Source organism: Actinomadura soli (assembly GCF_005889715.1).
Taxonomy (GTDB): Bacteria; Actinomycetota; Actinomycetes; order Streptosporangiales; family Streptosporangiaceae; genus Spirillospora; species Spirillospora soli.
The window spans coordinates 1-17,682 of the sequence record NZ_VCKW01000025.1; the positions used below are offsets into that span (position 1 = coordinate 1).

19 protein-coding genes and 1 pseudogene are annotated in these 17,682 nt (G+C 71.3%); 9 read left to right on the forward strand and 11 right to left on the reverse strand.

All coding sequences use genetic code 11. The features are described from left to right. Positions 1–986, forward strand: a 986-nt coding sequence (locus tag ETD83_RS07195; protein WP_138644271.1) for a diacylglycerol/lipid kinase family protein, incomplete at its 5' end; no start/stop codon positions are given. Positions 987–1,072: 86 nt separating this feature from the next. Here ETD83_RS07195 and ETD83_RS07200 read toward each other — a convergent pair. From ETD83_RS07200 to ETD83_RS07210, 3 genes are all read right to left on the reverse strand, one after another. After that, the gene (locus tag ETD83_RS07200) at positions 1,073–2,476 is read right to left on the reverse strand and encodes a DUF2252 domain-containing protein (protein WP_138644272.1); all 1,404 of its coding nucleotides are present in this window, start codon (positions 2,474–2,476) and stop codon (positions 1,073–1,075) included. A 50-nt stretch (positions 2,477–2,526) separates the two neighbouring features. Further along, positions 2,527–3,078: a hypothetical protein gene (locus ETD83_RS07205; RefSeq protein WP_138644273.1), complete on the reverse strand. Its 552-nt coding sequence runs from the start codon at positions 3,076–3,078 to the stop codon at positions 2,527–2,529. Between the two features lie 107 nt (positions 3,079–3,185). Further along, on the reverse strand, positions 3,186–4,625 hold the full coding sequence (locus ETD83_RS07210; protein ID WP_138644274.1) for a hypothetical protein: 1,440 nt from the start codon (positions 4,623–4,625) through the stop codon (positions 3,186–3,188). A 254-nt stretch (positions 4,626–4,879) separates the two neighbouring features. Between ETD83_RS07210 and ETD83_RS07215 the strand changes: the two genes are divergently transcribed. Both ETD83_RS07215 and ETD83_RS07220 read left to right on the forward strand, forming a co-directional pair. Further along, entirely contained in the window at positions 4,880–6,079 is a 1,200-nt protein-coding gene (locus tag ETD83_RS07215; RefSeq protein WP_138644275.1) for a GTPase domain-containing protein, read from the forward strand. 25 nt (positions 6,080–6,104) lie between these two features. Further along, the gene (locus tag ETD83_RS07220) at positions 6,105–6,833 is read left to right on the forward strand and encodes a hypothetical protein (RefSeq protein WP_138644276.1); all 729 of its coding nucleotides are present in this window, start codon (positions 6,105–6,107) and stop codon (positions 6,831–6,833) included. Between the two features lie 24 nt (positions 6,834–6,857). Here the strand turns inward: ETD83_RS07220 and ETD83_RS07225 are convergent, their stop codons facing one another. From ETD83_RS07225 to ETD83_RS07245, 6 genes are read right to left on the reverse strand one after another with little or no spacing between them, the layout of a single operon-like run. Continuing rightward, the gene (locus tag ETD83_RS07225) at positions 6,858–8,159 is read right to left on the reverse strand and encodes a M20 family metallopeptidase (RefSeq protein WP_138644277.1); all 1,302 of its coding nucleotides are present in this window, start codon (positions 8,157–8,159) and stop codon (positions 6,858–6,860) included. 44 nt (positions 8,160–8,203) lie between these two features. After that, entirely contained in the window at positions 8,204–9,079 is an 876-nt protein-coding gene (locus ETD83_RS07230) for an alpha/beta fold hydrolase (protein WP_138644278.1), read from the reverse strand. Between the two features lie 27 nt (positions 9,080–9,106). Next, positions 9,107–9,253, reverse strand: a complete 147-nt coding sequence (locus tag ETD83_RS42275; protein WP_171064056.1) for a hypothetical protein — start codon at positions 9,251–9,253, stop codon at positions 9,107–9,109. A gap of 30 nt (positions 9,254–9,283) precedes the next feature. After that, positions 9,284–10,174, reverse strand: a complete 891-nt coding sequence (locus ETD83_RS07235; protein ID WP_205717532.1) for an alpha/beta fold hydrolase — start codon at positions 10,172–10,174, stop codon at positions 9,284–9,286. Beyond that, entirely contained in the window at positions 10,171–11,145 is a 975-nt protein-coding gene (locus ETD83_RS07240) for a DODA-type extradiol aromatic ring-opening family dioxygenase (protein WP_138644279.1), read from the reverse strand. Before ETD83_RS07240 ends, ETD83_RS07235 begins: the two co-directional genes overlap by 4 nt. 13 nt (positions 11,146–11,158) lie before the next feature. Next, positions 11,159–12,370 (reverse strand): aromatic ring-hydroxylating oxygenase subunit alpha, encoded by a 1,212-nt coding sequence (locus ETD83_RS07245; protein WP_138644280.1) that lies wholly within the window; start codon positions 12,368–12,370, stop codon positions 11,159–11,161. A gap of 210 nt (positions 12,371–12,580) precedes the next feature. On the opposite strand from ETD83_RS07245, the gene ETD83_RS07250 reads away from it, so the two are divergent. Together ETD83_RS07250 and fdxA are read left to right on the forward strand one after the other, a co-directional pair. Beyond that, positions 12,581–13,573: an NAD(P)/FAD-dependent oxidoreductase gene (locus ETD83_RS07250; protein WP_138644281.1), complete on the forward strand. Its 993-nt coding sequence runs from the start codon at positions 12,581–12,583 to the stop codon at positions 13,571–13,573. Between the two features lie 38 nt (positions 13,574–13,611). Continuing rightward, on the forward strand, positions 13,612–13,953 hold the full coding sequence (gene fdxA, locus ETD83_RS07255; RefSeq protein ID WP_138644282.1) for a ferredoxin: 342 nt from the start codon (positions 13,612–13,614) through the stop codon (positions 13,951–13,953). A 21-nt stretch (positions 13,954–13,974) separates the two neighbouring features. Here fdxA and ETD83_RS07260 read toward each other — a convergent pair whose 3' ends face one another. Further along, the gene (locus tag ETD83_RS07260) at positions 13,975–14,763 is read right to left on the reverse strand and encodes an MBL fold metallo-hydrolase (RefSeq protein ID WP_138644283.1); all 789 of its coding nucleotides are present in this window, start codon (positions 14,761–14,763) and stop codon (positions 13,975–13,977) included. Positions 14,764–14,850: 87 nt separating this feature from the next. Here ETD83_RS07260 and ETD83_RS07265 point away from each other — a divergent pair, with 87 nt between their 5' ends. The 3 genes from ETD83_RS07265 (at position 14,851) to ETD83_RS07275 (ending at position 16,600) form a co-directional block, all read left to right on the forward strand. Further along, positions 14,851–15,450, forward strand: coding sequence for a CGNR zinc finger domain-containing protein (locus ETD83_RS07265; protein ID WP_205717533.1), 600 nt, complete (start codon positions 14,851–14,853; stop codon positions 15,448–15,450). Between the two features lie 88 nt (positions 15,451–15,538). Next, positions 15,539–16,051 (forward strand): SRPBCC domain-containing protein, encoded by a 513-nt coding sequence (locus ETD83_RS07270; protein WP_138644285.1) that lies wholly within the window; start codon positions 15,539–15,541, stop codon positions 16,049–16,051. A 219-nt stretch (positions 16,052–16,270) separates the two neighbouring features. After that, on the forward strand, positions 16,271–16,600 hold the full coding sequence (locus ETD83_RS07275; RefSeq protein ID WP_138644286.1) for a hypothetical protein: 330 nt from the start codon (positions 16,271–16,273) through the stop codon (positions 16,598–16,600). A 54-nt stretch (positions 16,601–16,654) separates the two neighbouring features. Here ETD83_RS07275 and ETD83_RS07280 read toward each other — a convergent pair whose 3' ends face one another. Next, entirely contained in the window at positions 16,655–17,179 is a 525-nt protein-coding gene (locus ETD83_RS07280; RefSeq protein ID WP_138644287.1) for an AMIN-like domain-containing (lipo)protein, read from the reverse strand. Between the two features lie 227 nt (positions 17,180–17,406). Between ETD83_RS07280 and ETD83_RS45870 the strand changes: the two are divergent. Continuing rightward, positions 17,407–17,517: pseudogene (locus ETD83_RS45870) on the forward strand (helix-turn-helix domain-containing protein); the annotation flags it as partial. Positions 17,518–17,682 lie beyond the last annotated feature (165 nt).

Below are 17,682 nucleotides of genomic sequence, written 5' to 3' on the forward strand. Positions count from 1 at the left end.
GCTCGGCCCCGCCCCCCCGGCGGCCTTTCCTGATCATGAATCCGCGGTCGGGCGGCGGGAAGGTCGGCCGGTTCGGGCTGTGCGAGCGGGCCCGCGCGCTCGGCGCGGAGGTCGTCGTCCTCGATCCGGACCGTCCCGCGGACGTCGCCGCGATGGCGCGCCGTGCCGTGGCCGCCGGCGCGGACCTGCTCGGGGTCGCCGGCGGCGACGGGACGCAGGCGCTGGTCGCCGGCGTCGCCGCCCAGTGCGGCGTGCCGTTCATGGTGATCCCGGCCGGGACCCGCAACCACTTCGCCCTCGATCTCGGCCTCGACCGGGCCGACCCGTCGCGGTCCCTGGACGCCCTCACCGACGCGGGTGTCGAGCTGCGCGTGGACCTCGGGCTGATCGGCGAGCGCGTGTTCGTCAACAACGCGTCCTTCGGCGCCTACGCCGCCGTGGTGCAGCGCCCGGAGTACCGCGACGGGAAGCTCCGCACGACGCTGGACGTGCTGCCCGACCTGCTGACTCATCACGGCGGGCCGCGGCTGACCGTCCAGGCCGGGCCGGTCGTCCTCGACGGCCCGCAGGCGGTCCTGGTGAGCAACAACCCCTATGCGGGCGGCGATCCCGCCGGCGCCGGGCGGCGGGAGCGGCTGGACTCCGGGGTGCTCGGCGTCCTCGGCGTGACCGTCGACCGCGCCGCGCAGGCCGCCGGCATGCTCCGCGGCAGGCGCGGCGGCGGCCTCACCTCGCTGACCGCCCGCGTGGTGGTCGTCGAGGCGGACGAGCGGGAGATCGCGGTCGGCGTCGACGGCGAGGCGCTCGTCCTCGCCGCCCCCGTCACCTGCGTGATCCGGCCGGGCGCGCTGCGGGTGCGGGTGCCGCGCGACCACCGCGCGCCGCCTCCGGCGAAGCCGCCGCTGGACTGGCGCGAGCTGGGCCGGCTCGCCTTCACGCGCGGCAGTACTTCCCGACCGGAGGGACGTGCCGGACATGACCGGTGAGGGTCAGGCGCATCGCGGAGTTCACGTTGGGACGACTACCAGGCCGCGTTTCCTTCTGCCCGGTGCTCGTCCCGTCGTGCGGTCCGTCAGGCGGCTTCGGCGGTGACCCGGCCGTCGCGCACGGCGGCGGCGAGGGCGTCGCGGTCGCGTTCGTTCTGGTCGGCGTAGGCTTCGGCGAACTCCGCCAGCGCCCGGTCGAAGACGTCGCCGCCGCCGAGGTAGGCCGCGATGGCGATCGGGTCGCCGGAGCGGGCGTGGGCGCGGGCCAGCGACGCGCCGCACAGCCGTCCGAAGACCGTCATGACCTCCGGTGTCATGGTCTCCGGGCGGGCGATGCCCTTCCAGTCCCGCAACTGCCGGACGTAGAAGTCGCGGCGCCGCCCGTCGATCCCCGCGACGGTCTGCCAGCCGAGGAAGATGTCGCTCGCGGCCTGCATCAGCCGCTGCCCGGCGACGACGCGCTCGCCCTGGTTCGCGTACGCGCTGCCCCCCGCGTGGGGGGCGAGGACGGACGCGCCGGCCTCCTTGGCCTGGAGCAGCAGCGGATCGTCGTCGTCCCGGCCCAGCAGCAGGACGATCCAGCAGCGGGTGCCGACGCTGCCGACCCCGACCACCTTGCGGGCCATGTCGGCCACCCGGTAGCGGCCGAGCAGGGCACGGCGCTCGGAGGACAGGCTGCGGCCGTAGCCCTCGATCAACCCGCGCAGCGCACCCGCCAGCTCCGCCTCCTTGGCCTCGGGGAGCAGATCGCCGAGGGGAGTGATCAGCGGCGGATCGGGGGTGATCCGCCGCCGGTCACCGTCCAGCCGGGTGAGCTTGGCGAACGCCTGCAGGTTCGTGCGGGTGCGGGCCCGCGCCGTGGCCGCGGAGAACCTCCGGCGGGTGCCGCCGCTCAGGTGCACCGTCCGGATCGAGCCGAGATCGTCGGCGTCGTCCTGCGCGTACCAGATGTCGAGGGTGCGCATTCCGGCGAACTCCCGCATCCGCGTCCGGTAGGCGCGGACGCACCGGCGCACGACGGCGGCGCGCTCGCGGCCGGAGAACCCGTTCGCGCGGCCGGCGATGGCGAGGCTCGCCGCGAGCCGTTTGACGTCCCACTCCCACGGGCCGGGCAGCGTCTCGTCGAAGTCGTTGAGGTCGAAGATCAGGTGCCGTTCCGGGGAGGCGAGCAGCCGGAAGTTCAGCAGGTGGGCGTCCCCGCACAGCTGCACGCGCAGCCTCGTGTGGGGAGCGGCGCCGAGGTCGGACGCCATGATCGCGGCGGCACCCCGGTAGAAGCGGAACGGCGACTCCAGCATGCGGCCGTAGCGGATCGGCACCAGCTCGGGCAGCCGGACCGCGGACTGCCGCTCCAGGACGTCGACGGGGTCGGGCCGTTTCCCGCCGGACTCGAATCGCGCGTGGCTCGAACGGGGTACCTCACCGCGCGCCCGCCTCCCGTACGCCGCCCGCTCCGACGGGCTCAGCGCGCCGGTGCCGTTCGTGGTCATGGCCGGGTCTCCCTTCTCTGGCCTGCCGGGCCGGCCGATGGCGGGTCCGGTCACCCGCCGGTCCCGCCTCTGGCGGTCTCCATGGCGTGGAGCCGCTGCGCCTCCTCGGCGGTGTGCAGGCCGATGGCGACCAGGTCCAGCGGGCTGACGAACCCGTCGCCGATCCGGTAGCCGCCCGCGCGCAGCACCGCGTCCCGCAGCGGCACGGCCCAGTGGTGCTCGATCAGCAGCAGGGCGGCGGCGGTGCCGTTCGGGATGTCGCCGAGCACGTGCCAGGCGTCGTCGCTTTCGAGGAGCACGTGCACACCCTCGGCCGCGGCCTCCGCGCCCGCGATGGAGCCCGCCTCCATGCCCTCCTCGCCCCCGATGCCCAGGCCGATGAGCGCGCCGATCTTGCTGCCGAGCTCGATCGCCTCCTCCTGGCCCAGGTTGCTGAGGTGCCCCACGTCCAGCGCGCCGTCCTCGTCCTTGTGGACGGCCAGGGCGTCGATCACCCGTACGGTGTCGCTCGCGCGCAACCGCTCCAGCTCGGCGATGATCTCGCCGTGGAACCGCGGGTGGTCGAAGCCCAGCACGATGAGTTGCACGGGTCCGAAGGCCATTGACGGGCTCCTCACGCTCGGTGCCGGCGATCGGCCGGCTCTCGTGCCAAACCGTGACACCCCGCCGCACGGCGGACATCACCCGCCGCGGATGAACAATTGCCGCTTCAGGGGTGCGAGCCGCCGGTACCGGCCGTCGGCGGGACCGGGGGCGCCGTCCCGGCATCCGGGCCCGCCTCCGCGGCGTGGCGGGCGAACAGGGTCACCCCGACCTCGTACGCCGCCAGGACGACCAGGATCACGAGAAGGGCCGTCCAGGACGCGAACAGCAGCACGACGAGCGCCGCCACCAGGGCGCCCGCGATCCGCAGCACGTCCAGATGGCGGACGACCCGCTCCCCGAACCGGTCGCTCCGAACGGCCGACCAGGCCGCGTGGGACCCTGAGACGGCATACCGGCGCAGCGCCACCGGCCCCCTTCCAGGGCCCACCAGGTACATGAGGACGGCTAGTGCGACACCCAGCCAGAGCAGCAGGTCACCGCGGTCGCGCAGCGTCCTGAAGATGTCGTGCACCGCCACGGACGCCGCCTGCCGGTAGAGGCCCTCGGGCACGCGCTCCAGAAGCCGGTCTCCGACGGCCCGCAGCACTGCCGCCAGCACCACCACGCCGCCCGCGACGGCCACGCCGAACTGCAGCAGCGTCCGCCTGCGTCCAGGCGAGACCACCAGCGCGAGCGCGAGGCAGGCCAGCGTGCCGATCACGAGCAGGACGAGGCCGCGCTTGAACAGCAGCACCGCGTGCTGGAAGCCGGTCAGATCGCCGTCATGGTAGATGGCGATCTTCCCGAAGTCCGCGGGCAGCGTCACACCGAGCGCCGTCGCCACCTTCTGCCGCAGGTCGGCGGGGATCTCACCGGACGAGACAGCAGGCAGTCGAAGCTCCTTGTCGAACAGCGTCGGCAGCTCCTGCGAGACCGTGATGAGCACATCGTTGATGACCGGCAGCAGGTTCAGCGTCACGATCCCGTTCTGGACGCCGACCGTCTCGCTCCTGCCCTCCACGATCGCCACGATCTGGGCGTGCGCGAACCGGTTCGCCTGCCGCCACAGCGCCGCGAACTGCTCAGTGCCCATGAAATTCTGCACCCGGTCCCGCAGGTGGTCGTGGACGGCATTCGTCACGGGCCCGGCCAGGAAGGCGGCCCGTGGCGGCAGCGCCTCGGTGAGCCGTCCCCGGACGTTCAGCTGCGCGAAGACCTGGTCGGTGAGGTAGGTCGCCATGGCGGCGTTGATCTCGGGATTTTCGGGCAGCGGCGCCACGGTGGCGACCCACCGGTCGGTCTCCAGCGTGGTGCGTGCACCCCACACACCGATCACCGACGCCACGAGGCCGAAGCCGGCGAGGGCCACCAGCAGGGCGGCAATGGCCTGCCGCGTTCTCAGCAGGTTCGGGTGCGGGCGCACCGGGGCCGCGGGGATCGGCGGCCTTGCCGCGAGCCGCGCCCGCAGATCGGCCACCTCCGCACGCAGCCTGCGCAGTTCCTCCGCACCGCCGGGGCCGATCGTATGCTCGTCCCCGCCGTTCGCGTCCTCGACGTCGCTCATCGCGGGCCTCCAGACCGAAGAGCCTCTCCCATCATCGGCTTGAGCGGCCCCGGCCCTCATCACCCCTTACGGGTGACGGCGACCATCGGCAAATTCGCTGTCGCGATATCAGGATGCCCAAAACCCGCAATATGGCCTTGTTAAATGAAATAGGTGTTCTGGTACGGGCGTATGGGGTAGAAGTACATGTGGGGGTCCATTAACGATCAAGAACGGCGTCGCCGTGCAGTTGATCGTGGGCGAGGGGGCTGGACGTGCGGCGGTTCTTGATCTATTTCCTGCTGGCGATCGCCATTCTGGCGGTAACGGCTTGGTCCGATCCCGAGCCTCCCACGCCCACCCCTACCAGATCCTTCCCGTACCGGGGCGTCTTTCAGCTGTCGGATGACGGAAAGACGCTCTCCGTGAGCGAGGGCACAGAGGTCGACTACGCCGTCGACGTCTCTGGGCTGGAGGTCAATCTGGCCTGCGCCAAGGAATTCTACCTGCCCGACCTGCGCACGATCAGAACGGAAATCCTGAAGAATGGATGCGCGAAGATAGTCGGTTCTCCGCTGAACTCCGCGGAGCGGGCGGCCCAGGACGAGGCCAAGCGCGCTCGCCGTGGCATTTGGGGAAGCACTCCATCGCCCAGTTCGACCACTCGGTCGCAGGACGATGGCGGCATGGACGCGGGCGCGCTGTTCCGGTGGGCCAAAGAACACAAGCTGATCAGCGTTCCCGGTGCCAGCCTGCTGCTGGCGATCCTGGCCTCGCCGGTCCTCTGGAAACTCGGTGGCTGGCTCGTGGCGCGCCTCCACCGTAAGCGGGTGCGGATCATCATCGCGGGCGTGCGGGGGGCGGGCAAGACGGGACTGTGGACCAAGCTGAGGAGGGAGTACGAGTCCGTATCCCAGCTATCGCCGACCAGGGGCAAGGCCGAGGCGTCCATAGAACCTGTGCTGTTGAGAAAATGGACCATTTTGCCGACGGTCGTCGATACAGCAGGGGCCGAGCCGTGGCTCGTCCTGCAGAGCATGAAGCGATCACGCGGAATTGCACGGATGGTCGAGCGGCACCGAACAAAGCTGGTGCTTCTCTGCGTCGTGGCACCCTGCCCTGAAGAAGAACTGAACGGAGGCGACCCGTTCGACCGGGAGTACATCACCAAACAAGCGGGCTACATGCACCTGCCGATGGCGCTGATCGGGCAGCAGGATCAAAAGAGCCGGCCTGACCTCGTCATCATGTTCGTGACCAAGTTCGACCTCCTTTCCGGCGACGAGCCGGACGAGAACGAACAGGCGTCCAAGGCCATGGCCACGGCCTTCAGGGAACATCGAGAGGTCATCGAAACGACGTGCAGGGGCGCGGGCGTGCGCTTCCTGTGGATCATCGGCAGTGCCAAGAACAAGAAGAAGTGGGGCATCGACCGGGTGCGCACGAGCCTCGCGGAGCTGATGGATCGTGCCTAGGACGATCCGCCCCGCGCGAGTCGGTATGGTCATCTACGGTTTCGCGCGAGACGCACAGTTCAGCCTGGTCGCCGGAGAGCCCGTGGTCCTCTCCCAGCGGAAGGCGAACGCGCTGCAGCTCCGCGTCGGCGAAGTCTCCTCCCGCACGCAGAATGCAGGCAGCGTCGTCGGATCCGGATTCCCGCTGGGCCGGGGCGAGGTCCTCCTCTTCGGGATCCCCGTCGCCGAGCCCGAAGCCGCGACGAGCAGGCACGGTCTGAGCGTCGTCTTCGGCGTTCATGTCTCCCGGCGTCGCGCCGCTTCACCGGAGCTGCTGGTCCAGATGATCGCCGCGCTGGAGCTGGCCGTCGCCCATTGCTGTTCCGGCGCCTATGCCGGTCCGGTCGCAACGGCCACCACCCTGACTCAGCTCCTGCAGCGCCGGAACGACGACGAATCCCTGGACGTCGTACGGGAGATCACTCTGCACCTGTCGGCCGTGTATTCCCTGTTGCTGGGCGGACGGAATCGAATCGCCGCTTTCTTTCGCCCGCTGCGACCAACGGGGCGAACCCTCAACAACTCCGAGCCGGCACATCACTACGCCGTGATACTTCAGGCTGCCCGCAGGCCATGGTACGTGCGACGCGGGAGGATCTGCTTCTGCGTCCCACTGGAGCCTCAGATGCTCGATCAGAGACTGCCCCTTGACGCCGTCAAGACATACAGGTTTCTCGACAGGGGAATCATTGTCGGACATCCGAGTTCGAAGTAGACGAGGACGAGAGCGTCGCGGTCATTAGATCGCCTTTGCCGCGCTGGGGGCGTCCAGGAGCAGGACCGTCCGGACCAGAACTTCGACCAGCCGGCGCGCCTCTCTCACGTCCACCAGGTTCATGCCGAGCGTGTAGTCGACGCTCTCGCCGGCCGGTCCCCTGGGGACCTTCGGCATCCCGACGCGGGCGGTCGGGATGCCGCGCATGCGGAGGACGTTGGCGTCGGTGGCTCCGCTGTTCTCCCTGATCGGCCGGTGCCGGACCCCGGCGACCGCCTCCCATGCCCGGACCGCGGCGCGGACGACCGGAGAGCCCGGATCGGTGTGCGAGGCGGGGACGGCGGCGATCTGCTCGACCCGCAGGTCGGCTCCGAGGTCGCGCCCCATCGCGGCGACGAACGCGCGGACCTCCCGCGTCACGGTCGCGGGGGTCTGCCGTGTCGTCAACCGCACATCCACCCGCAGCCTCACCGTCGCGGGCGTCGAGGCGGCCAGGTGGCCGAGCCCGCCGGCGACGGACGACACCACGCCCTGCGGACGCATCGTGCCGTGCTCGTGCCGGGCGGCGTACTCCTCGAACCAGTCCTCCAGCCGGTTCGCGACGACCCCGCTGAGCGCGACGGCGTTGCGGTACGGCATCCGGTGCCGGCTTCCGACGTAGGTGTGCTCGCCGGGCACGGTGATGTCGAGCCAGACCAGTCCGACCTCTTCGTGGGAGACGTTCCAGCCCGGCTTGGCGATCACCGCGTGGTCGGTCGTGAACCCGCGCTCGGCCAGGAAGGCGGCGCCGACGCCGTGCCCGGTGTTGGCGCGTCCCGGGGTTCCGATGCCTTCGACCGCGAACGCGGGCATCCCGCCCGCCCCGAACCCGGCGACCACGTCCCCGGACGGCTCGATGCCCGAGGCCGCCAGCGCTTCGAGGGCGACGAGCACGCAGGCCGCGTGTCCCTTCGGGTTGCCCGCGCCCAGCCCCTGGACGAGGTCGCCACTGACCACGGCCCGCGGCAGCATGTCGGGGCGCATCCGGGGGGCGGCCCCAGGGACGTCCCAGGCGGGATCACCCGTCGTGAACGTGTCCAGTGGTGCGTAGAGCAGCGTCGACGCGCCGCCGCTTGAGCCGCGGAGCACGGCGACGGCGTTCGCCTGGCGCCCGTCGATCCACTGGACCTGCGACTCGACCCGGTCGCGGGCGAGGCGGGCGGCGATCCATGACGCGAGCTCGCCCTCCGCCCCGGTGGGGCTCGGGATGTCGACGATGCCGGTGATGGCGGCGAGCAGGTCCTCGCCGGTGACCTGGCGCATCACCCGCGCGACGGCCGCACTCATTGCGGGCGCGTCGCGCTCGGCAACAGGCGGCGGGTGTCCGTCGCTCATTTCACCGGGTGCTTGCTCAGGAAGCGCAGGCTCAGCTCGTTGTACTCGTCGGCCCGCTCGTGCTGCGGCCAGTGGCCGCAGTCGTCGAAGAGGACCAGCTCGGAGCCCGGGATCGCGCCGTGCATGGCGGTGGCCTCCGGGACGTCGCCGAACGGGTTGTCGCGGCCCCAGACGATCAGGGTCGGGGCGGTGATTCGCGCCAGGTCCTCCGGCGTCAGGATGTTCCGCAGCCGCGTTCCGAGATGCTGCAGGCACAGCAGGTTGCCGATGTTCGCGACGAAGTCGGGGCGGTGGTAGATCTCGTGCCGGACGGTGACGAGCTCCTCGGTCGCGTCGGCCGGGTCCGCCATCAGCAGCCGCATCCGGCGGCGGGTCAACTCGACGTCGTCGGTCTCGACCGCGCGCCGGGTGCTCGTCCGGATCCGCTCCATCACCTCGGGGTTGGCGACCGTGCCCCCCGCGCACAGCAGCTGCAGCGACGCGATCCGGTCGGGGGCGTCGATGGCGGCCCGCCCGCCGACCCAGCCGCCGAGGGACTCGCCGACGATGTGGGCCTTGCCGATGCCGGCGGCGTCCATGTAGGCCAGCAGGTGGTCGCGGTAGCGCGGGATCTCGTACGGGTGGCCGGGCTTGCCGGTGTACCCGTGGCCCAGCATGTCGATCGCGTGGCAGCTGTACTGCTCGGCGTGGGAGCGGAGGTTCCGGGCGAACGCCTCCAGATGGCCCGACGTCCCGTGCAGGAAGATCACGGCCTCGCCGCCGTCACCGGCGCGCAGGGTCCGGGTCGCGATGCCGGCCGCGTCGACGGTCGACAGGCTGAAGTCCAGGTCGGCCAGCTCGGTCCAGATGGTGCGGGCCAGGTCGTTGCTCATGTCCGTCCTTCCTCGTCGAGGTCGCGGTCAGTGCTGGTTGACGCGGGTCACCCGGGTGTTGATCCGGTCGGCGACCCTCGGGAGCAGGGCCCGGTAGGCCGCCATGCGCCGGCTCGCGAGCGCGAGCCCGGTGAGGACGAGGACGATGGATCCGAGGCCGACGATCTTCTTCATGCGCCTTCTCCTTCAGGGGATGTCAGGGGCTCACGGGTGGTCGACGGAGCGCAGGAAACCGTCCACGATCGCGTGGTAGGCGACGGGGCGTTCCTCCTGCAGGTGATGGGAGACGTGGTCCATCACGTGCAGGTTTCCCTTCCTCACCATGCGGGCGAGCATCATCGGGTAGTCGGGGGTCAGGAACGCGTCCTCACGGCCCCACATGAACAGTGCGGGCGCCTCGACGCGGCCCAGCTCCGCGGTCAGGTCCTGCCACTCCCCGCGCGGGGAGTCCGACATCGCGGCGAGCTCGCGCTCCCCCGGGTCGAGGCTCTGCCGCCACCGCATCTCCAGCGTCTCGTCGGGGAGCCGGTCCGCGTCGTACCACTCCAGGCGGGTGATCAGGGATCGCATCTTCTCCCTGGTCGGGCCGTCGCCGCCGTAGTACACGTCGCGGGCGTTCCGGCCCCGGTGCCCGTTCTCGGGCAGCGGGGCGAGCGGGCCGTAGAAGACCGGCATGCTCCCGGTGATCACCAGCGAGCGCACCCGGTCCGGATGGGCCGCCGCGAGGCAGAGCGCGATCGTGCCGCCCCACGAGTTGCAGATGAAGTCGGCCGTCCGCACGCCGAGCGCGTCCATGAGCGCGATCGTCTTCGCGGCGTGGAAGGTCCACATCGGCCCGCTGATCCGGCACTTCTCGGACGCGCCGTACTGGAGGATGTCGACGATCAGGCAGCGCCGGTCGCGCGCGAACAGCGGGGCGACCGGCCCGAAGTCGCTCCAGCCCGTGCATCCGGGGCCGCCGCCGTGCAGGAAGATCGTGTCCGGGCCCTGCCCGAGATCGAGGTAGTGGTAGCGGACGCCGCCGGCGTCGGCGTACCTGCTCGCGGGCATCGGACCGGCGGCGGGAGAGGTGGGCCGCTGGTGCGTCACGGTCATGGTCGTCCTTCTCGGTGCCGGCCGGGCTCGGGGGTCGCGGCGGGGTCGATGACGGCGGCGGCCATTCCGGTGAGCCACTCGGGCATCGGCGCGTAGACGAGCGTCCTGCCGGGGGCGAACCCGAGCGCGGACGCCATCACCATCCAGGTGCGGAGCTCCTGTCCCCCGTTGCCCGCCCGGTCCTGGATCTCGTCGGAGCCGAGATCCGCGTACGTGCGCAGGCCGCCGCGTTCGAGGTCGCGGAGGAATCCCTCGTCGAACGCGGTGAAGATCGTCGGTTTCGCCGCGACGATGATCTCGCGGCGCCGCCGGTCGTATCGATCCCACCGGCCGCGGCCGTTGAGCCACGCCTCGACCAGGAACTCCTCGTCCTCGCCCTCGGGGTCGGTCCAGTCCGACGGCCACGGAAGCTGGTGGGACAGGCCGCCGGAGGAGACGACGACGACGCGCCCGTCCCCGGGCATCCGGGCGATCGCGTCCGCGAGGTTCGCGCCGAGTTCGACGCAGCGGCGCATCGTGGGAAGCGGGGCGGCGAACACGTTCACCACCAGCGGCACGACGGGCGCGTCGATGCCGTCGAGCAGCCACTGGACGGCGTGCGTCTGGCCATGGTCGATCGTGAGCCTGGCGGAGATCGCGACCTCGGTGCCGGCCTCGACCAGCCCGGCGGCCAGCGCCCGGGCGAACCCGGGGTCGGTGCGCAGCGGTCCCTTGGGCGTGCCGCCGTCGCCCGCGGCGATGACCTCACCGACCCCGAGCGTGAACGACGGGATGAGGTCCAGCCAGAAGCCGCGGAAGTGGTTGGAGCCGACCACGACGACGACGTCCGGCCGGGCCTCGGCGATGCGGGCGCGCGCTCCGGCGAGACCGGCGCGGAACGCCTCCGCACGCTCGGTGTGGACGACCTTGTCCCAATGGGTGTTCATCAGCGTCGAGTGCGAGGCGCCGACGCCGAGCACGATGGAGGCCATCGGTTCCGTCCCCTCAGGCCGTCGGGTCGGCAGGGGCGGCCGGGGCGATTCCCTGCGTCCGGAGCCGGTCGAGCCGGTCCTCCGTCGTGTCCTCGGCGAGCTTGCGCCACCGCAGCAGCGACTCGTCGGGACGGTAGAGCCTCTCCGGCGGAGCGTCGGTCACCTCGACCATCCACTTGTCCTGGCCGGAGAACTGGCCGTGGAACAGCCAGCGGACGGCGCCGAGGTACTTGGCGTAGAAGGGCAGGGTCCTGAGGCCCTTCTGGAAGTCGGCCATGACACCGACGTAGAGGTGGTCGTCCGCGTCCACCGGCACGTAGAACTCGTAGTGGATGAAGGTCGGGTAGGCGATGCGCAGCACGCCGGGCATGCTGACGGACGCGAAGCCGGGGAACTCCTGGGCGGCGATCACCGGGTTGACCTCGCGGTGCGAGGAGGTGTTCCCGATGTTCCCGGTCTCCTTCGGCGGTTTCGCCTTGTACCAGGCCAGACCGGTCCAGCGGCCGAGACCCGGGAACTCCGCCGCCCAGTACTGCTTCTCCTGGACGCGGTAGATCCAGCGCCCCCGCTCGACGATCTTCGTCGTGTTCCACACCGGCATGGGCTTGAAGAGGCGCCACAGCGCGGCCCGGTGCAGGTACTTGGCGTGGCCCTCGTCGTAGCCGTTCTCGCAGGCGAACCGCCAGTTCCCCTTGCGCTGCTGGATGCGCTGCCCGAGGACGGCGGAGTTGCCCACGAGCTCTTCCGGGAGCTGCTCGTCGATCGGGTGCGGCCGCTCGCCGTCTCCGACGTACACCCAGACCATGCCGAGCCGCTCCTCGACGTCGTAGGTGGGCTGCGTGACCTTCCGGCAGATCGGTGACTGCGGACCGTCCGTGATCGCCGCGACGAGGTCGCCGCTCTGGAGCTGGAACGTCCACCCGTGGTAGACGCAGGAGACCGTGCCGGGAAACTGCTTGCTGCCGTAGCTCAGCGGTACGCCGCGATGGGGGCACCGGTCCTTCATCCCGAAGATCCCGTCGTCGTCGCGGATCACGAAGAGGTCCTCGCCGAGCAGGCGCACCTTGCGGGGCTTCTCGCCGACCTGGTCCGAGAAGCAGACCGGGTACCAGTAGCCGCGGAATCCCGCGGCGGCCGCCTGGTAGTGCGGCCAGGTCGACCAGTCCTGGCGGCCGGGCAGCTTGCCCTGGCGGCGGCGGGCGGCCCTCTTCGCTGTCTCGGTCATGGTCTGCTCCACGTTCCTACCTGCGCGGCATCACGCTTATCGCGGAGGGCCGCCGTCGCACGGCGGCCTCCCCGCCCCGGAGGACACCACCGGTCGGGAGCGCCCGACAAGGCGCGCGGTTCGCCCAGCGAACCGCGCGGGGCGCCAAGCGCCCACGGATTTCCTAGATTCTCCGCCGAAGGAACCGAGTCCCTCAGCTGGAGGCACGCCATGGCCGCACCGCGGTGCATCAGCACCGACGTTCTGATCGTCGGGGCGGGCCCGACCGGACTGTACGGCGCCTACTACGCGGGGTTCCGGGGCCTGTCGACGGTCGTGGCCGACGTGCTCCCCGCGCTCGGAGGCCAGGTCATGGCGCTGTACCCGGAGAAGGAGATCCGCGATGTCGCCGCGATCCCCGCGATCCGGGGCCGCGACCTCGTGAGCGCGCTGGAGGTTCAGGCGGCGGCGTTCGACCCGGCCTATCTGCTCGGCCGGCAGGCGGTCCGGCTCGCGTACTCCGGCGGTGAGCCCGTCGTCACGCTGGACGACGGCACCGCCGTCCATGCGCGCGCGGTCGTGCTCACGGCCGGCATCGGCACGCCCACGCCTCGCCCGCTGCCCTGCGGTGCCGAATGGGCGGGCACCGCCCTGTCCTACTTCGTGACCGATCCCGCCGTCCACACCGGACGCGACGTGGTCATCGTCGGGGGCGGCGATTCGGCGCTCGACTGGGCGGACGCGCTCGCCCCGATCGCTCGCGGCGTCACCCTCGTGCACCGGCGTGCGGCGTTCCGGGGACACGCCGCCACCCTCGCCCGGGTCCGCGCCGGTTCGACCTCCATCCACGTCGACACCGAGGTCGTCGGTCTCGACGGCGACCTGGAGTCCGGGACGCTCACCAAGGTCACCCTGCGCGGCAGGAGCGGGGACGAGACCGTCGTCGCCGCCGACCACGTCATCGCGGCGCTCGGATTCATCAGCGACCTGGGGCCGCTCCGCGACTGGGGCCTGGAACTCAGGGGCAGGTCCGTGGCGGTCGACCGGAGCATGCGCACCAACCTCCCCCGCGTGTACGCGGCCGGAGACCTGACCGACCACGACGGCAAGGTCAGGCTCATGTCGGTCGGCTTCGGCGAGGTGGCGACCGCGATGAACCACGTCGCGGTCGATCTCGACCCGGACCTCACCCTGTTCCCGGGCCACTCGACCGACGGCGCCTGAGCCGTCCACCTCGATCGATCCCGCACGAGAGGACCATCATGAGCTACGTCATCGGCTCGGACTGCATCGACGTCCTGGACCGTTCCTGCGTCGACGTGTGCCCCGTCGACTGCATCTACGAGGGCGACCGCAAGAGCTACATCAATCCCGGCGAGTGCATCGACTGCGGAGCCTGCGAGGTCGAATGCCCTGTCGGCGCCGTCTTCGTCGACCGGAAGGCACGCAAGGACCCGGAGCTGAAGGTGCATCTCGACGACTCGCGCGCCTTCTTCCAGCAGACGCTGCCGGGACGCTCGGAGCCCGTCGGGAACCCGGGCGGCGCGCAGGCGTACGGCCCGACCGGCGTCGACACCCCGCTCGTCGCGGACCGTCCGTCCTGAGGGCGCGGTCATCTGTGCTGTTCAGGCAGGGGCGCCCAGGTCCAAGCGGGCTGCCAGCCCGGCGGCGGCGAAAGCGGCCGCCAGCGCGTCCCGGCCCTCGGTGAAGTGGGACCAGCCCTCGTAGTGGACGGGAACCACCCTGCGAGCGCCGAGAATCTCGACGGCCTCGGCCGCCTGCGCGCTGTCGAGGACGAGGGGAGCGCCGTCGAACAGGCCGGGGACGCGGGGAGCCCCGGCGAAGAGGACGGCGGTGTCCACCGGGCCGAGACGCGCGGCGATCTCCCTCACCGCGTCGAGCGAGGCGTTGTCTCCGCTGACATAGACCGTGGGCAGGCCCTCCCCCGTCAGGACGAAGCCGACGACCTGGCCGAGGAGCGGCTCGACCCGTTCGCGGGCTCCGGGGCCGTGGACGGCGGGAACGCCCGTCACGGTGATCGTCCCGCCGCCGGGACGGTCCAGCTCGATGGTCTCCCAGTCGGCCAGCCCCCTGGCCGCGTCCCCGAGACGCCGCCCGCCGGCGGGGGTCGTGAGGGTGAGCGGAACATCGGCGAGCAGGGATCGGCCTGACCTGTCGAGGTTGTCGGGGTGCTCGTCGTGCGAGAGCAGGACGACGTCGATGCGGCCGAGGTCGGCCGGGGCGGCGGAGGCGGGCGCCGTCTTGCTCAGCCGCCCGCTCGGCACCTCGTAGTCGCCGGGAGGGTCGAAGGTCGGGTCGGTCAGGAATCGCAGGCCGCCGTACTCGAAGAGGGCGGTCGGGCCGCCGAAGACGCGGACGGGGAACTGCTGAGCGGTCACATCGGCACCGGCCATCGCATTACCTCACGGATGATGAGTGGATTATCCGTGATTAAGACTAGCGGTGTCTCACGGACGGGCACAAGCCGTACCATGAGAACCATGAGCGAGACCCGGGCCGCCGAGTTCGTGCCGACGCCCGCGCCGGGCGCGGAGGACCACCTCGCCCTCGACTTCGTCAACAGCGCCATGGCGCTGCCGGGCGGGCAGTTCGTCGACCTCCTCGGCACTCCCGCGGCCGCGAACCGGTGGCTCACCGAACGCGGCCTCGCCCCGGCCGACGCCGGGGTGCGGGAGACGTGCGCGGCGCAGCTGCGCTCGCTGCGCGAGGACATCAGGGCCTTGTTCGCCGCCCATGTCGGCGGGCTTCCCGCCCCGCCCACGGCGCTGTCCGCCGTCAATGACGCGCTGAGCAGGGCCCCCACCGCCGCGCTGCTGCACTGGGACGCGAAGAACGGCCCCCACCGCGTGACGCCGCACCCCACCGACGAGATCCTCGACCACGCTCTCGCGGCCCTCGCGGCGAACGCGGCCGACCTCCTCACCGGCCCGGACGCCGGCCGCCTCACCGACTGCGGTTCCGCCCCGTGCAACCGCTACCTGCTGCGCCACGGCCGCCGCCACTGGTGCTCCACCCGCTGCGGCGACCGCGCCCGCGCCGCCCGCGCCTACGCCCGGCGCACCCGCCCGGAGTCCGGTTAGCGGCGAATCGCGTGACCCCGCATTGGACTAATCTCCGGGATCGCGACGTTTCCCGCTGACAGCGAATTCCTGGCAGGAGGAAACGGTCATGACCGAGGTAGGAGAGCGGGCTCCCGGCGGAGTTCTGCACGACACGTTCACGGTGGGGCTGCGCCTCTCCGCGTCCGCCGGCGAGGTGTTCCGGGCGTTCGCCGACCCGGACGTCCGGCGGCGATGGTTCAAGCTCCCCGGCAGCACGATGTCCGACGAACACGCCTTCCGCGTCGGCGGTGGCGCGAGCGCGCGCAGCGCCTTTCCGAACCGTCATGCTCCGCAGGAGCGGCTCAAGTACGAATCCCGCTATCTCGATATCGCTCCAGATCGCCGGATCGTGTACGTCTACGAGGCCCACGTCGATGACGTCCTGCGCTGGACGTCCCTCGTGACCGTCGAATTGCACCCCCAGGCGGACGGGACCGAACTGTCCTGGACCGAACAGGTCGCGTTCGTCACACCGACAGGCGACGGTAACGACGACCTGCGGCATCTCCGGGGCGGGACGCGCCTGCGCTTGAACGGCCTCGCGGCGGCCCTGAAACCGACGCCGACGACCTCGCGATAACGACCGCTTTCCTTTCCCACTCAGACGAATCTCATCGGTCTGTCATCCAACATCGGCCCGGATACGAACCCTGGGCGGTTGTTCGCGGTCGTGTGGCCCGGGGACCCCGGTCGGTGGCGGTGGGTCCGACGGCGGGCAGGACGCCGCCGGCTCGGCCCACCGCCCCTGATCCACGGTCGGCCCGGCATACGGCCACCGCTGTGTGAAGGGAAGGAACCGATGAAGAACGCACACATGCCGCAGGCGGGCAGGCGGGCGGCGATGATCTCGCTCGCCGTCGTGGCCTCCGCGACGGCGCTGGTGGGGACCGCGTCCAGCGCCGCGGCCACCCCGACCGGCTGCTTCACCACCACCATCGACTCCCGCAACGCGGAGAGCCGGTGTCCCGGCGGCACCGGGGAGCACCGCGTGATCATGCGGCAGCGGCACTTCGACCCGAACGTCGGTGAGGTCGACTGCGTGGGGCCGTGGGTGCCGGTGGGCTCCGTCTCGCACGTGCTCTGCGGCGTCCACCAGGTCGTCTCGGTCAGGCTGGAGACCCGGGGGTGACGGCCGGTCGCTGACGAGGAAACGGCGGCCCGGTGCGGGCCGGGCCGCCTGGAGTCACCAGGTGTGGGCCACGTCGACGACGAGCCGCGTGCCGCCGCCTTCGCGCGGGAGCGTGAAGGCCCGGAACGGCAGGCGCGCTCGCACGCCCACGCCGATCGTCGTCTGGCTCTCGAACGAGCCCGCACCGGCCACCTGCCGGAACGTGGTGTAGCCGGTGACATCGGCCAGGTTGGACGCGGTCGCCGGGAACCCCGGAGCGGTGGCCGCCTGGACGATCACCCGCAGCTTGGCGCCGCCGCGCAGCGGAACCGGCTTGCCCGAACCTTCCTGGACCACCTCGTCGACGTACTCGGTGCGGTGGCCGTAGCCTGACCCGTCCACCTCGATGACCAGCCGGTCGTAGCAGGCTTGGCGGCCGGTGCGGACCCGCTCCAGCGGCCCCTCCGAGTAGTCGCCCAGCGAGCCCTTCGGCAGCGATCCCCAGGGCGTCTCGCACGCGGCCGACGCGGACGTGCCGAGCACCCCGATGAGGACGGCCGACATGACGAGTGTCAGCAATCCCCCGATGAATGCGCGCATTGTAAACCTCCATCGCGCGAAGTGACATCAATTGCTGAAGAAGACGCCGCCTGTTCACCGGCGGTTGGCTCGGTGCCGCGTCCGAATGCGGCCGTTCGCGCAGGAACGGCCGTGTCGTTACCCGGAATGGAGGTCCAGGGCAGCCCGGACGATCGAGTCGGTGTCGATGCCGCTCGTTCGCGTCGCAGCGCAGGAGCCGCTGGTACTCGGGGTTGGGCATCGCGTCGATGCGGGCGCGCAGGAACCCCGTCCTCGGCCTCGCCGAATGCGCCGAGCGCGCCGGGTTGAGCAAGAGCTCGGCGCACCGGCTGCTGACCGGGCTCGCCGAGATCGGGCTCGTGGAGCGCGACCAGGCGGGCAACTGGCAGATCGGGGAGCTGCCGCTGCGGCTGGCCGCGATCCGGCTCTCGCACAGCACCATGCGGCGGGAGGCCGTGACCGCGCTGGTCGAGCTGGGCCGGCGCTTCGACGCCGCCACCGCCTCCGCTGGGCCTCGACGCCGC